The 14,808-nt window shown below is 45.9% G+C and carries 12 protein-coding genes; 7 read left to right on the forward strand and 5 right to left on the reverse strand.

Annotation, left to right across the window (positions count from 1 at the left end):
• Positions 1–10: 10 nt before the first annotated feature.
• Together ACR64J_RS00935 and ACR64J_RS00940 are read right to left on the reverse strand one after the other, a co-directional pair.
• Positions 11–637: a hypothetical protein gene (locus tag ACR64J_RS00935; protein ID WP_435950078.1), complete on the reverse strand. Its 627-nt coding sequence runs from the start codon at positions 635–637 to the stop codon at positions 11–13.
• Positions 638–1,353: 716 nt separating this feature from the next.
• Entirely contained in the window at positions 1,354–1,557 is a 204-nt protein-coding gene (locus tag ACR64J_RS00940; RefSeq protein ID WP_317199600.1) for a CsbD family protein, read from the reverse strand.
• A gap of 639 nt (positions 1,558–2,196) precedes the next feature.
• Between ACR64J_RS00940 and ACR64J_RS00945 the strand changes: the two genes are divergently transcribed.
• Entirely contained in the window at positions 2,197–4,398 is a 2,202-nt protein-coding gene (locus tag ACR64J_RS00945) for a molybdopterin oxidoreductase family protein (protein WP_435950079.1), read from the forward strand.
• 58 nt (positions 4,399–4,456) lie between these two features.
• On the opposite strand, the gene ACR64J_RS00950 is transcribed toward ACR64J_RS00945, so the two are convergent.
• Both ACR64J_RS00950 and ygfZ read right to left on the reverse strand, forming a co-directional pair.
• The gene (locus ACR64J_RS00950) at positions 4,457–5,782 is read right to left on the reverse strand and encodes an FAD-dependent oxidoreductase (protein WP_435950080.1); all 1,326 of its coding nucleotides are present in this window, start codon (positions 5,780–5,782) and stop codon (positions 4,457–4,459) included.
• A gap of 54 nt (positions 5,783–5,836) precedes the next feature.
• Positions 5,837–6,568 (reverse strand): CAF17-like 4Fe-4S cluster assembly/insertion protein YgfZ, encoded by a 732-nt coding sequence (gene ygfZ, locus ACR64J_RS00955; protein ID WP_435950081.1) that lies wholly within the window; start codon positions 6,566–6,568, stop codon positions 5,837–5,839.
• A 242-nt stretch (positions 6,569–6,810) separates the two neighbouring features.
• Here ygfZ and ACR64J_RS00960 point away from each other — a divergent pair, with 242 nt between their 5' ends.
• Both ACR64J_RS00960 and hemL read left to right on the forward strand, forming a co-directional pair.
• Positions 6,811–7,167, forward strand: coding sequence for a zinc ribbon domain-containing protein YjdM (locus ACR64J_RS00960; protein WP_435950082.1), 357 nt, complete (start codon positions 6,811–6,813; stop codon positions 7,165–7,167).
• A gap of 138 nt (positions 7,168–7,305) precedes the next feature.
• The gene (gene hemL, locus ACR64J_RS00965; protein ID WP_435950083.1) at positions 7,306–8,607 is read left to right on the forward strand and encodes a glutamate-1-semialdehyde 2,1-aminomutase; all 1,302 of its coding nucleotides are present in this window, start codon (positions 7,306–7,308) and stop codon (positions 8,605–8,607) included.
• A gap of 122 nt (positions 8,608–8,729) precedes the next feature.
• On the opposite strand, the gene ACR64J_RS00970 is transcribed toward hemL, so the two are convergent.
• Positions 8,730–9,128, reverse strand: a complete 399-nt coding sequence (locus tag ACR64J_RS00970; RefSeq protein ID WP_435950084.1) for an Mpo1-like protein — start codon at positions 9,126–9,128, stop codon at positions 8,730–8,732.
• Positions 9,129–9,453: 325 nt separating this feature from the next.
• On the opposite strand from ACR64J_RS00970, the gene ppx reads away from it, so the two are divergent.
• From ppx to proC, 4 genes are all read left to right on the forward strand, one after another.
• Positions 9,454–10,989 carry an exopolyphosphatase gene (ppx, locus tag ACR64J_RS00975; protein WP_317199593.1) on the forward strand — a complete coding sequence of 512 codons (1,536 nt, stop codon included), beginning with the start codon at positions 9,454–9,456 and terminating at the stop codon, positions 10,987–10,989.
• Positions 10,990–11,338: 349 nt separating this feature from the next.
• Positions 11,339–12,142, forward strand: a complete 804-nt coding sequence (locus tag ACR64J_RS00980) for an acetyl-CoA carboxylase carboxyltransferase subunit alpha (RefSeq protein ID WP_435950085.1) — start codon at positions 11,339–11,341, stop codon at positions 12,140–12,142.
• 126 nt (positions 12,143–12,268) lie between these two features.
• Complete coding sequence (gene tilS / locus ACR64J_RS00985) at positions 12,269–13,777, forward strand: tRNA lysidine(34) synthetase TilS (protein WP_435950086.1); 1,509 nt, start codon at positions 12,269–12,271, stop codon at positions 13,775–13,777.
• Positions 13,778–13,916: 139 nt separating this feature from the next.
• The gene (proC, locus tag ACR64J_RS00990; RefSeq protein ID WP_435950087.1) at positions 13,917–14,750 is read left to right on the forward strand and encodes a pyrroline-5-carboxylate reductase; all 834 of its coding nucleotides are present in this window, start codon (positions 13,917–13,919) and stop codon (positions 14,748–14,750) included.
• Positions 14,751–14,808 lie beyond the last annotated feature (58 nt).

The following is a 14,808-nucleotide window of genomic DNA, read 5'->3' on the forward strand; positions in this document are numbered from 1 at the left end:
CTTTGTTCATTTAGTCCTTTTTCAATTTGATGACGTCTAAATTTGGATAGCTCAGCTCAATCTCATAATCTTGCCCGCCGCGCCGCGCTTCAATCTCAAAAACACCACGATTTTTTTTACTCTCAAAGTCGATATCTGTCACACGGTAGCCCATAGCGCGCACCTTGCGTATAGCGCGCTGCTTGATAGCAGGGTAACGGGCTTCTTGTTGTAGTCTATCGTCTTTATTGTTCTTATATTTTTTGCCTTTATTTTTGTTCTTGTTTTTATAGCGATTGTTGTCAGACTTATTTTTATCATTCTTCCAATTGTCTTTGACATCTCTTTTGTTAACGCTTAAGCGCTTTAAATCAGGGTAGCTATAGATAAAATCATAGAACTGGTTATTTTTTTTGGCATAGGCAACTAACACTTGACGACCACGGTAATTGTCACGTTTGATATCCATGACAGTGTAGCCGCTGCGGCGCAAATCTTGCCTGAGCTGTTGGCTTGCGCGATTAACGCTGTTATCACGATAGATAGGCTGATTGTCGTAGCCAGATGTCACTGTACAGCCGACCGCTCCACCTAATACAACGGCTGATAATGCAGCGATAAGGCCTGACTTGATGATTGTGCGTGGGACAGCTACCATGAGATTACTCCAAGTAAATTTATCATTTTTATAGATATTAGAGACATTATTAGAAGTACGGCTATGAAATATCTTCTTACATTTTTAGCATAGAGCGCATAACTTGATAGCAGATGTCATTACTGTTAATAAAATGTAAACCGCCTTAATAATATGTTCAAAATAAGTGCTAATGCGATGGGTTAGCATAATCATTGTTAATCTAAGTGAAAATAGGTAAATTATTGTTTTGTATAATATTTTATAAGAGGTAAGTTTTATTTTTTTGCCAGTAAAAATTACCTTGTAAGCATATGCTTACAAGCAATGACGTTAACACCTCTTAACAATATGATAACAATTTGGCATTATATATCCACGGCATCAGGGAATGTGACTCACGGATTGAGTTGACCGTATCAAGGATGATGAGTCTATTATTAGCGTCAGGATGACAAAAATAATAGAGGTAGGTACACAACCCTATGTTGATGGTAGTAATGCCAAAGGTACAATGTAATGGGCAAGATGCCCAACTGCTACGACATAGGCTACACGGATGTAGTGAAGAAAGTCGTAACAGGTGACACGGATAGTCAACGATAAAACCGCATAACAGTGATTTGCTATGCGGTTTTATCGTGTCTGGTGTTTGACTTGATTTTGAGCGATGAGAGTACAAAAAAACCGCATTGAATCTCAATGCGGTTTTTATGTTTAAGTATTTAACTTATGACTTAGTATTTGTGCTCGCGGCGCCAATCATCAACTTCACGCTCGGCGTCTTCTTTACTATGTCCGTAACGCTCTTGCACGCGGCCAACGAGCTTGTCACGGCTACCTTCTACATGCATGAGATCATCGTCTGTCAAGTCCGCCCATTTTTGTTTGACCGAGCCTTTCATCTGATTCCAGTCACCTTTTAGAGTATGTTCGTTCATTGTGGTGCTCCTTTTAGTTATTGGTATAGTAGTCTGTGCCACCACTTCCTTATAAATGTTTTTAGTAGTTTAGTTATCGAAATATTTAAATACTCAACTACTGTCATCACTATATAAATTGACGACTGTTTTGTCTGTATAAGGAATGTTGGTAGTGTAACTTAAGGATAATGACGGGTAATTTCTTGTTTTATATATCAATTTATTAGGGCGTGTTGAACATTCAACCATGGCACTGCTGATAGCTAAAATTGTTCTAGTCTAAGTAAAAATTGCAGGTAATACTGATGTATTGGCTAGATTTTTACAACGAATAGAGCGATTTTAGCATCAGCCCCTCTTTATAAATAGCTGGGGACAGGACTCTTTTTTGACGCTTCATGGTTAAAAATAGATGCTTAGAATAACTAAACTTACTATGTTTAACTGCGAACCGCATAAAAAATAGTCTCTGTCAGTGCGTATTTGTGAATGTTCAACACGTCCTAATATGATGAGAAAAAACAGACAAGTAAGATATTACGTTGTAGACTGACTTTTTAAGCGACTCTTATAGATAGTTTGAGTGCAGTCAACTGTTAGCTAATAAGAACGACCCCAAAATGGAATGTCTATTTTAAAGTACAAGGAAGTATGATTATGGCGACGAAAAGTAAAACGCAGCAAAATAAAGCCAACGAAAAAACGCATCTTAGAACCTGTACTTTGTGCGAAGCCATGTGCGGCATTGTCATCAAACACGATGGCAACAAGGTATTGTCCATCAAAGGCGACAAAGATGATCCTTTCTCTAAAGGCTATATCTGTCCCAAAGCGACAGCACTGCAAGATTTGCACGAAGACCCTGATCGCCTGCGTCATCCGGTAGAACGTACTGCGAGCGGCTGGAAAAAAATCAGCTGGCCGGAGGCATTAGATAAAGTTGCCGCTGGTATCAGCGACGTACAGAGCAAGTACGGCAAAAACGCCCTTGGTATCTATTTGGGTAATCCAAACGTGCATAACATGGGCGGTATGCTCACCGTCAAGCACCTGCTTAATAGTATAAAGACCCGTAGCCGCTTCTCTGCGACCTCAATCGATCAGCTGCCACACCATATCGTCAGCATGCATCTGTTTGGGCATATGCTGCGTATCCCAGTGCCTGATGTCAACCGTACCCAGCACATGCTGATTATCGGCGGCAATCCACTAGCCTCCAACGGCAGTATCATGACCGCGCCAAATATGCGTCAAAAGATCAAAGATATCAAAGGACGCGGTGGCAAAGTAGTGGTCATTGACCCTAGACGTACAGAGACGGCTGAGCTGGCAAGTGAGCACCATTTTATCCGTCCAGCCACCGACGTTTTGTTGCTGCTCGCTATGCTCAACGAGATCTATATCCAAGGCTACGCGGACAAAGTACGTGCCAAAAACAACAAGGCAATTGCTTTGACGCCAGAGATTGAGCGTATGGCAGACTTTGCCAAAGACTATAGCGCTGAGTTGGTGGCGAGTATCACGGGTATAAGTGCGCATGAGATCAAACGTTTGGTCGCTGAGTTTTGCGAGGCGGACAGCTCAGTCTGTTACGGGCGTATGGGCGTCTCAGTGCAAGAGTTTGGTCTGCTATGTCAGTATCTGATTATGATCATCAATATCGTCACTGGACGCTTGGATGAAGTAGGCGGCTTGATGTTCCCTAATCCTGCGGTTGATTTGGTCAATAATTCAGGCCCAGGGTATCTGGGTAAACGTCATACGCGCGTGAGCAATCTGCCTGATTTTAACGGCGATTACCCAGTCGTCGCTATGGCAGATGAGATGCTAGTGACAGGCGAGGGGCAGCTCAAGGCCTTTATGTGTGTGGCGGGTAATCCGGTGCTCAGTACCCCAAATGGTGAGAAGTTAGATGAGGCCTTGGCGCAATTGGACTTTATGGTCGCCATCGATTATTTTGTGACCGAAACCAGTCGCCATGCCAACATTATATTGCCGCCAGCTTCGCCGCTAGAGCGCGAGCATTATGATGTGACCTTTAATGGCTTTGCAGTGCATAATGTCGCCAAATACTCACCCGCACTGTTTACCAAGCACAAAGATGCTAGGCACGACTGGCAGATATATCTAGAGCTTGCCAAGCGCTTGGACAAAAAACCTGCTCTAGCAACCCGAGTAGAGCGTGAGCTCACCGCGCGACTAGGGCCCAAGTTCGTCCTTGATCAAGGGCTGCGCCGCGGACCTTATCAAGGTATGACACTAGGCAAGCTTAAGAAAAACCCTCATGGCATGGATCTAGGACCACTCAAACGTATGCTACCGCAAGCGATTAAGCATAAAGACAAACAGATTGCTCTCAATGTTGATTTTTATCAAGCGGATTTGGCGCGAGTGCAGGAGATGATGGCAAATTACGATGACGAGCAAATTTTGCTGATCGGTCGCCGTCATGTGCGTAGTAACAACTCTTGGCTACATAATAGTCAGCGTTTGGTCAAAGGCAAACCGCGCTGCACATTGATGCTGCATCCTGATACGGCACGCGAGTATGGTATTGAGGATGGGCAAGACGTAGAAGTCACCTCGCGCGTCGGTCAAGTAACGATCAGCGCTGAAGTCACTGATGAGCTGATGGCAGGAGTAGTGAGTATTCCGCACGGCTGGGGTCACGGCCGCAGTGGCGTTAAGCAAAAAATCGCCCAAGCGCATGCTGGGGTCAGCGTCAACGATTTGACCGATGATACTTTGATCGATGAGCTGTGCGGTAATGCGGCGGTCAACGGCGTCCCTGTGAAACTAGAGGCTATTGCAGTTAAAGATCAAGTAGAAGCAGAAAGTGAAGCTTCGATGCTCTCATAAAAATGCAAAAAGGGCGCTTAACCGTAAGCGCCCTTTTTAATGTCTGATTTTCTATTTTTTAAGAGTGTGAGATACCGACAAAGTTAAAATCGATGTCGGGTACTCTATCTTGTATCAGCAAACTTAGTGCCTTGGCGGAGCCGCAAGCAAAGGTCCAGCCTAACGTACCATGTCCTGTATTGAGCCATAAATTTTCAAAAGTCGCCTCACTGTTTTGACTACCACGCCTTACAGAGCCTGCGTGCGCGCGCCCAATTAACGGCACACTTGATGGGGTCATCGGATGAATGCCCGCCCAGTACTTAGCCGAATTGGCGATAATGCCTTTGGGGAATAGATGCTGAATACGATCAGTAATCGCCTCACATTGCGCTAAATTGAGCGGCAAACTATGACCACTAAATTCGATAGCGCTGGTCACTCGTAGTTTATCACCCATTCGCGATATGATGAGCTTGTACTCATCATCAATAAGGCTGATAAAAGGCGCTAAATGCGGCGCGCGCGGATTGACCTTGTAAGTTGCAGAGTAGCTCTTTGCAGCGAAAATAGGTAGATGAATGTCTAAAGGTTTGACAAGCGCCATGCTATCGTGACCAAGCGCTAATACATAACTGTCCGCGCTAAAGGTTTGCGCGTTTTCATCGATGGGACGGATAGTAATGCTGTGGACACGAGATTTGCTCGTATCGTCATCCATGCTGATGGCGACAACCTCAGTGTTATACAAAAAGCGCACCCCTGCAAGTATGCACTTTTCAGTCAAGCGCTGAGTGAACAGGTACGGATTGCCTGACTCATCGCAGCTCGTAAAGGTTGCACCAACGAGCCTATGAGCAACAGGGTATAGCGCAGGCTCCAAACTTGCCGCATTATTAATATCGATAAAGCGGCGCTCACAGCTTAATTCTTGTAGCCGTTTAGTTGGCTCAGCCGCTGCTTCAAAATACGCCTGATGAGTATAAAAATGCATGACGCCGCGAGTTTTGTGCTCATAGCTGAGATCAGTATCTACGCGCAACTGTTTTAAGGCGGTTTGCGAGTAGAGTCCTAAGCGCACCATTTGAGTCAAATTGGCATCTGCTTGCTCAGCGCGGCGCTCACGCAAAAACTGTAGTGCCCATTGGCGCTGTGATTTATCAGCGCGCAGGTGATACAAGAGCGGCGCATCTTCTCGAAAAAATCCTTTAAGGGTGGCAAGTGGGGTTTTAGGGTTAGCCCACGGATTCATACCCCCTACTGATAAAGCGCCACTTGCAAATAAAGTCTGTATACCAGGCGCTGATTCGCGCTCGATAACTGTCACATCGAAGCCGGCTTGACGTAGGTACCATGCGGTAGTGATACCGACTACGCCTGCTCCTAGTACCGCGATGTGCGTCATAAGCCTCCCTTTAGTTAGTACCTTTTTTTATTTATATTGATAATTAAAGTTGTATCATTGAGGTCGGGCCACGTCAGCTTGTAGCGCCTCTGGCAGATCAAGAACACGCATCTCACTATCACCCAAAGCTTCAGGACGTGCCACTACTAAAGCCTCAAACCCTGTATCGGTAGATATGGCATTGACCACTTGTATTTTACCCAGCTTCTCACCTGCCAAAGGCGTCTCACCTGAGCTTTTAACTCGGTGCAAAAATGCTTTTGGCGCCGCTTTAAAGTAAATACGAGCGATCACTTCTTGTCCTAGATAACAGCCTTTGTCGTAGTCCATACCGCCGCGCTGATGCAAGCGCAATTCTTGCGGTTGAAACTCACCTTGCGTCTTAGCCACTATCCAATAGTTACCCGTAGCAATACTTATCGCCGCCCATTGTTGTCCGTCAGCGTTATCTGAGCTATGGCTAAAGGTCGGCTCATGATCAAGTACACAAGGGTAAATCGTGACAGGTGCGCTGGTTGTAAACTTGGAGAACGCACCAAATTTGTTTAAATGTGCCAGCAAAGCGTCGACGCAATCAGTACTAATCACTACATCGTACTGCTTCTCGTCTTGCTTTTTGATCCATAAGCCAAACTCGATACGGCCTTTTAGATTGCTAAGTGCAGTTGGCTGATAGCTGAGTCCAAGCTTGGTCACATCAATAGTAATTTGACCTTGCAAGAACTTTTCGGCATCCTCGCCTTCGATGGTGATCTGAGAAAACTGCGGTAAGTGAGAGTCAGTCATTGTTATTATTCCTAATACAAACGGTATGTTTATCAATTTAGTTAGAGGTTAATTGTGTGGGGAGCTAAATGACAGCTTAATATGGAGAGTAGCACAAAAAGTGAGCACAAAAGAGATGTCTCACTTATCGTAACGATTTAGTAATACATCTTATCGTAACCTGACTCATTGGTTAAAATAGTGGATTTGCGCTACAATGAGGGCCATAAAATACTCTATTAATAACGAGCTGCGAGACTGCTATGAGCTTACCTAATTGTCCCAAATGCGCGGCTGATTACACTTATGAAGATGGCGCGCTGCTTGTATGCCCGATGTGCGCTCATGAATGGACGGCAGCTGAGAGTGATGCGGCTGACACAAAAACGCAAGAGGATGGCATCGTACGTGATGCGGTAGGTAATGCGTTGCAAGATGGGGATGCGGTCACCGTCATCAAAGATCTAAAGGTAAAAGGCTCGTCGATAGTTATCAAAGTCGGCACCAAAGCCAAGAGCATTCGCCTGCTTGATGATCCTGTAGATGGTCATGATATCGACTGCAAATTAGACGGCTTTGGACAGATGAAGCTTAAATCATCAGTGGTCAAAAAAGCGTAAACGGCTAGCGCTATCAAACTTATGTTGTTACAAAATTAATAAGAGTCTTTTTTACAACGTAATTTTATAAGCAAATACTCAAATCATGAGTGTAGAACTCACTTTGAATTTAAAAGTAAAACAAAATAAAGGTACATTATGAGCACTAAAAACGAACAACTCTTTGCCCAAGCCCGCAAGCACATTCCAGGTGGGGTCAATTCACCCGTTCGCGCCTTTGCTGGGGTCGGTGGTACGCCTGTATTTATGCACCGTGCCAAGGGCAGCAAAATCTATGATACCGAAGACAACGCCTATATTGATTACATCGGCTCTTGGGGGCCAATGATTTTGGGGCATGCCCACCCAAAAGTAATCGATGCCGTCAAAAAAGCTGCCGACGATGGTCTCAGCTTTGGTACACCAACGCCGTTTGAAACGACTGTCGCCGACAAAATATGCGAGATCGTACCAAGCGTTGAGATGATACGCATGACCAGCTCAGGTACTGAGGCGACGATGAGTGCTATTCGCCTAGCGCGCGGCTATACAGGACGCGACAAAATCGTCAAGTTCGAAGGCTGCTATCATGGGCACTCAGATAGTCTGCTAGTCAAGGCAGGCTCTGGCATGCTCGATATCGGTGAGCCCACCTCCAAAGGCGTGCCCGCTGATTTTGCTAAGCATACCATTACCATTCCCTTTAATAACCCAGATGCGATCAAAGAGTGCTTTGAGAAATGGGGCGACGAGATTGCTTGCGTTATCGTGGAACCCATCGCCGGTAACATGAACATGGTCATCCCAGAGCAGAGTTTTCACGATACCCTGCGCGAGCAGTGCACAGCGCATGGTGCGGTTCTGATCTTTGATGAAGTGATGACGGGCTTTCGCGTTGGACTTGGCGGCGCGCAAGCGCATTTTGGCATTCAGCCTGATTTGACTTGCTTTGGTAAAATCATTGGGGCAGGCCTGCCGGTTGGCGCTTTTGGCGGTAAGCAAGAGATTATGGAATGTATCGCACCGATGGGCGGCGTCTATCAAGCGGGTACATTGTCAGGCAACCCGCTTGCCATGCGGGCAGGTATCGCGATGTTTGAGGACTTAACTGTTGATGGCTTCTATGAGGAGCTCTCTGCCAAAGTCGACCATTTAGTCGATGGTATTCAAGCCTCTGCCGACAAGCACGGTATCAATCTGCGTACCAATAAGCTTGGCGGCATGTTCGGCATGTTCTTTGTAAAAGACGCCGACACGCCAACACCGCTTGATTTTGATGATGTGACTGCGTGCGATATGGACGTGTTCAATACTTTCTTTCACGGTATGCTAGATCGTGGTATTTATCTTGCGCCTTCTGCTTATGAAGCAGGCTTTATGTCTATCAAGCACAGTGATGAAGATCTGGATGCTTCGGTCAAAGCGGCTGATGAGATCTTTGCTCAGATGGCAAAAGGTTAGTTTTTGATCTAAAATGTCATAAGAAGAAAGCCAGTACGATAAAACGTACTGGCTTTTTTGTGTCAGGTAAAAGCTGACGGATAATAGGGCCGACGAATAAAGAGTTGCTGACGGATAAAGAGTTATCGCTGTTTGATCTTATCAAACTTAGTATCTTTTAGACTTAATCTGCCGCGTAGTACATCGCCATACATGCGAAAGTCACTAGCGAAGCTTTTGAGCGGAAATTTAAACGAGGCAGGTTTGTTTTTTTCAAAGAAAAAATGTCCGACCCAAGCGCAGCCATAGCCTGCGGCAATCCCTTTGAGTAGAGGTTTTGGCGAACGGGTTTTGATAGATTTTGCCAAGCCTAATAAACCAAAACTACTGCCCGCAAAATGCAAACGCCGACAAGCCATATTTTGATGCTCTTCTAAATAGAAGTCATAAAACCTTTGCTCAGTTGGTTTGACGTTTCTGATTTTGTTGTTGGTCTCTAGGTCTGTACGGCTAAAAACGGTGTGTTTGGTTTGAGTGTTCATAGTAGCGTCCTTGCTCGTCTTTTTATGCGTTATAAAGGGTGTAGATAGATCATTATCATATAACAAAATTAAGGCTAAGTAATTGTTAATTATGACATAGCCGTTGTTATTGCGATATAACCTAGCACATCGCAATAGCTAAATCTCATATCCGCTCTTGAATATATAGGACAGTCGAGCGCTTGCCCCTATTGGGCATAAATGCTTTAATGACAGCACTCATTGATAACGCTTGATACCTTACAATCAGGGTTTGAGGTTATTTGTATCTCTTTTCGTTGATTGTTTGAGGCATTCAACCTGCAACCTACGGTAACCGCTTTTTATGCCCAACAACTACCTTACCAATCCGCCGCTTGCCGAAGATGAATTGATGGCTGCTATCGATATCGGCTCCAACAGTTTTCATTTAGCGATTGCTCGTCTTGATCATGGTGAGGTACGAAAAGTAGTCTCCATGTCTGAAAAGGTACAATTAGCAGCAGGGTTAGATGAGCACAATATATTGAGTGCGGCAGCCGCTCGCCGAGGTTTGGATTGTTTGAGTCGGTTCGTGGCGCGTCTTGATGCGGTACCACCTGCGCGCGTGCGTATCGTTGCGACCAATGCCCTGCGCCAAGCCAAAAACGCCAACGACTTTATCGCTCGTGCTAATGAGATATTGCCCAAACCTATTGAGATTATCGCTGGTCGCGAAGAGGCACGTCTGATCTATTTGGGCGTCTCGCACACCAATGCCAGTAGCGATAAGCGTCTGGTTATAGATATTGGCGGCGGCTCGACTGAGTTCATCATTGGTCAAGGTTTTGAGCCGATACTCACTGAGAGCTTGCAAATGGGCTGCGTCGCCTTCACTCAAAAGTTCTTTGCTGATGGCCAAATCACCAAAGACGCCTTTACCAAAGCTATTGGCGCGGCGCGCAAAGAGGTGCTGGCGATTAATGGTCGCTACCAAAAAGCGGGCTGGAGCAGTGTAATCGGCTCAAGCGGCACGATTAAGGCGGTGCGTAATGTGCTGGTATCAAAAGGTTGGTCTGATGATCAAGAGCGCGTGACGTATCAGGGTCTCAAAAAGCTTGAAAAGCTGTTAACTAAAATAGGTAACGTTGACGATATTGACTTAGAAGGCGTCAAAGAGCACCGAAAAGCGGTGTTCCCAGCAGGGGTGGCGGTACTGCGCGCGGTTATGAAAGTACTTGGGATTGAGACGTTGACCTATTCAGATGGCGCGCTGCGAGAAGGGGTGATGTATGACATGCTTGGGCGCTTTAGCAGTGAAGATGTGCGCGATCGTAGCGTGCTGGCACTCATCAAGCGTTATTCGGTCGATAAAAAACAAGCCAAGCAAGTGGTCAAGAGCAGCCATCTACTCTTTGAACAAGTGGCAAAAGATTTAAAATTAAATACCGATGACGCTGACCTATTGCGCCGCGCCGCTTATTTGCATGAGGTGGGTCTAGCGATTAGTCATAGCGGTTATCACAAACATAGTGCCTATTTGTTAGAGCATTCAGATATTCCAGGGTTCTCACAAGTGGACCAAAAGCGTATGGCGCAGCTGGCACTTAGCCACAGGCGGCGGCTTAAATCCGATGCGCTTGAGCAGGCTTGCAGCATTGGCGGTGATTCCTTAGTGTATCTGTGCCTGCTGCTTCGGTTAGCCGTATTAGCCCATCATGGTCGCAGCGAATATATTCCGCCGACAATGAGTATCAAGGTGATTAAGAGCAATCACTGGCAAATTACGGTGACCAATGGTAACGAGCACTATACGTCTTTGCTTACCGATCTTTATGCGGAGACTGATCAATTCGCTAAGTGGGGCGTCAAGCTTGACATTGTTGAAGCGGATAATTATTGAAGTGGATAATCACTGAAGTAGATAATTGTTAAAGCGGATAAATAATATGACTTATCGCTTTTATACATTGAAAAGTTATACATTATAAAATTGCTAGAAATCCGTTACCTGTAAACGTCATTATTCTTTTGAACGATAGATAAGCACGACGTTATAAATGTCAATAACGTAAAGTTGTGCTAATGCCATAGCTTATAAGATGTGCTACTATAGTTTTTATTGAGTTTACAACTGTACTGCCATGATGCTGATAGTGGTTGAATGCCCTAATTAACAATAGCGCTTTGTATTGCAATAGCGCCTAGATCATATCAGTCATCACAGAAAAAATGACAAAAAGGATAAGTCTATGAGTACCGTCTGGGATAGCGTACAACTGGCACGTCATGCCAAACGTCCATTGTTTATGGACTACGTCAATCAATTATTCACAGAGTTTGACGCACTTCATGGCGATCGAGCTTTCGCTGATGACAAGGCGATTGTCGGAGGCCTTGCGCGCTTCAATGGCGAGCCGGTTATGGTAGTTGGTCAACACCGCGGGCGTAGTACGCGCGAGCGCATCGCTCATAATTTTGGCATGGCAAATCCTGAAGGCTATCGCAAAGTGATCCGTCTGGTCAAAATGGCTGAGCGCTTTAATATTCCTGTGATGACCTTTGTCGACACCCAAGGCGCCTATCCTGGTATTGGCGCAGAAGAGCGCGGACAAGCGCAAGCGATCGCTGAGAGTATTGCGGTATTCTCAAGCCTTAGAGTACCAATTATCGTGACGATTATCGGTGAAGGCGGCTCAGGTGGTGCACTAGCTATTGGCGTTGGTGACAAAGTCAATATGCTCCAGAACAGTATCTACTCAGTTATCTCTCCTGAGGGCTGCGCCTCTATCCTATGGAAAACCGCTGAAAAAGCCAAAGACGCTAGCGAAGCGCTAAAGCTTAATGCCATTAACTTGTATCAGCTAGGACTTATTGACGCGGTTATTGAAGAAGGCGAGGGCGCGCATATCCATCCGCAGCCAGTTATGAACGCGCTAAAGGAGCTGATTACTGAGCAGTTGAATGAGCTTGTTGATATGGATGCAGACGTGCGCTGTGAGCAACGTTATGAAAAGCTTAAAACCTTTAATTCTGAGGTGATGCTGCCTGCCTAAAAGGTCGATTTAACTCTTTAGTATTTTGTTAAAATAAACGTGTCCCTATAAAGGCACGTTTTTTTATATCTAAAGGTTTATTATTGTTAAGCAGATCAATAAACCATATTTTAATAAGATTATTTTATGAATAGCTCTGCTATCCGTCATCATCCCATCAGAACGCTGTCATCGACTCTGCCAGTAGATAAAAAGCTCAGTCAGGCGCTACTAGCCAGTACCGCTGAGCACTATGAGCACCTGCACGGTCGCCGTATTTGGCTGGCCTGTAGTGGTGGCCGTGATTCGTTAGCGTTAGCTGCTGCATGCGTGCAGCTTTATAGACAAGGCAAGGTGCCATTTTTGCCGCAGCTACTGCATGTCGATCATAACTTGCAAGCAGGTAGCGCGCAGTGGGCGATACACGTAGCCAATTGGGCGCGCGCGCAGCAAATGCGGTGTTATATCTTGCAAGCTCAGGTGGACGGTGCTGATGAGCAAGCTGCGCGCCAAGCCCGTTATACCGCCATGCTAGCGCATATCAATCAAGGTGATGTACTGATCCTCGGTCATCATAGCGATGATCAAGCTGAGACGGTACTGATGCGCCTCATTCAAGGCGCGGGCGTCAATGGACTGGCAGGCATGATGCCCCTTCGCCTGCAACAGACAGGCGCGCGGCAACATGTGTTATGGCGACCTTGGCTCAACGTGCGCCGCAGTGATATCACTGCCTATGCTAAGCGGATGGAGTTGCCCTATATCGATGATCCTACGAATGATAGCGGAGATAATGTACGTAGTGGTCTGCGCCGTGATGTCTTGCCTATGCTCACACACTATAATGCTAACGCAACCCAGAATATTGCTCGTAGCGCGCAGCTATTAGCGGATGCCAAAGACATTATTCATGCGCAAGCGAAGCAAGATCTTATACAAGTATCCGCCTCATCTTTTGCACCACTACAAATGCCGCCTGTGCAGCGCGTTATCGATATCGACTCATTGAATGCCTTGCCAAGCGCTCGCCTGAGTCAATTAATGCACTACTGGCTGGCACTAGATGAGCCGCTACCGCCGTCAAAGCAGCTTATAGATGACGTTATTCACTTAACCAAGCGCACCGATTTTGATCATCAGACCCAGCTATTTTGGCAAGGACGCCAGCGAGCTTATACGATTCGTCGTTATCGTCAAAAGCTATATCGATTAAGCAATCAGTGGCTTGCATGGCTCAACAATGATATACCTGCGCAAACCTGTCCGCTGCATACTGCTCATAGAGCAACACTCATTACGGTACGCCAAGATCAAAGGTGCCATTGGCAATTAAAGGTGGTGCTTGATAAGTCGCCTATAAATATGAGTGATACTATTGCTTTAAGCATTGCGCCGCTTGGTCGTCAGCAAAAGGTAAAAACTGCGCTAAACAGTCGAGCGCAGTCAGGCAAAAAGCTGTATCAGAGCTTAGGTATACCTGTATGGCTACGCGATAGTTTGGTAGTAGTGAGCCTAATATTGCCTGACAGCGAGAACAAATCTCATATCATTCATCTGGCATTGATATCACCGTTTGAGACTTGGATATTGGACAACGACAACCCAGCATTCAATGCCATAGCGCAAGGGTTAAAAAGTAGTTTGCATGTTGACTAGGGGTTTTTAATTTATCAAACGCCAAGAATGGCAGTATGATAAACTGAGTGTCATTTTGCATGCCCTACTGCTGCGCGTTTGATGAAAATTATAATAAGATCATAAGCGCAGCCGTTAGCGACGTTATAAAGGATAAATTATGTCAGTATTAAATGATAAAAAGATAAGCTTTATCGGTGGTGGTAATATGGCGCAGGCTTTGATCAGTGGTCTGATCGGCTGCGGCGTTAATCCTAAGCTGGTTACAGTTGCAGATCCTAGTAGCGAGATACGTCAAACGCTCACGGCTAAAGGAATCAATACGGTAGATCCCACTGAGGATGCCACATCCGCTGTGATTAGTGCAGATGTCATCGTACTCGCGGTCAAGCCGCAAGTGATGAAAATGGTGGTCAGCGCTTTTACAGAGGTGCTCGACAAGCAGCTCATCATTTCAGTGGCAGCGGGTCTATCGACGGATATTTTATCCGCGATGCTCGGCGGCTATAGCAACATCGTCCGCGCTATGCCGAACACTCCTGCTATGATTCAAATGGGCGCAACTGGTCTATATGCCAGTGCTGCGACAAATGATGATGACAAGCAACTGGCAGAGGCAGTAATGGCGGCGTCAGGGCTGGTCATGTGGGTCAATGATGAGGCGCATATGCATGCAGTGACCGCTGTATCAGGATCAGCGCCTGCCTATGTCTTTTATTTTATTGAGTCGATGATTGACGGCGCAGTCGATTTAGGGCTAAGTCGCAAGCAAGCCTCCGCACTCGCTATGCAAACAATGCTAGGCGCGTCTAAAATGGCCATGGATAGCGATGACGCACCGAGTGAGCTACGCCGCAAGGTCACCTCGCCAAATGGTACGACGCAGGCGGCGATCGAATCGATGCAAGCCAATGAGATTGGACGTCAAATCGCTGAAGCTATGCAAGCGTGCTATCAGCGCAGTGAAGCGCTAAGCGATGAGATGAGTCAATAGATGCTTTTTGAATTAAACTTAGCACTTGCTAACGCAAAACTATCGATACTGAGTAATG

It is taken from the genome of Psychrobacter sp. DM8 (assembly GCF_051307025.1).
GTDB lineage: Bacteria > Pseudomonadota > Gammaproteobacteria > Pseudomonadales > Moraxellaceae > Psychrobacter.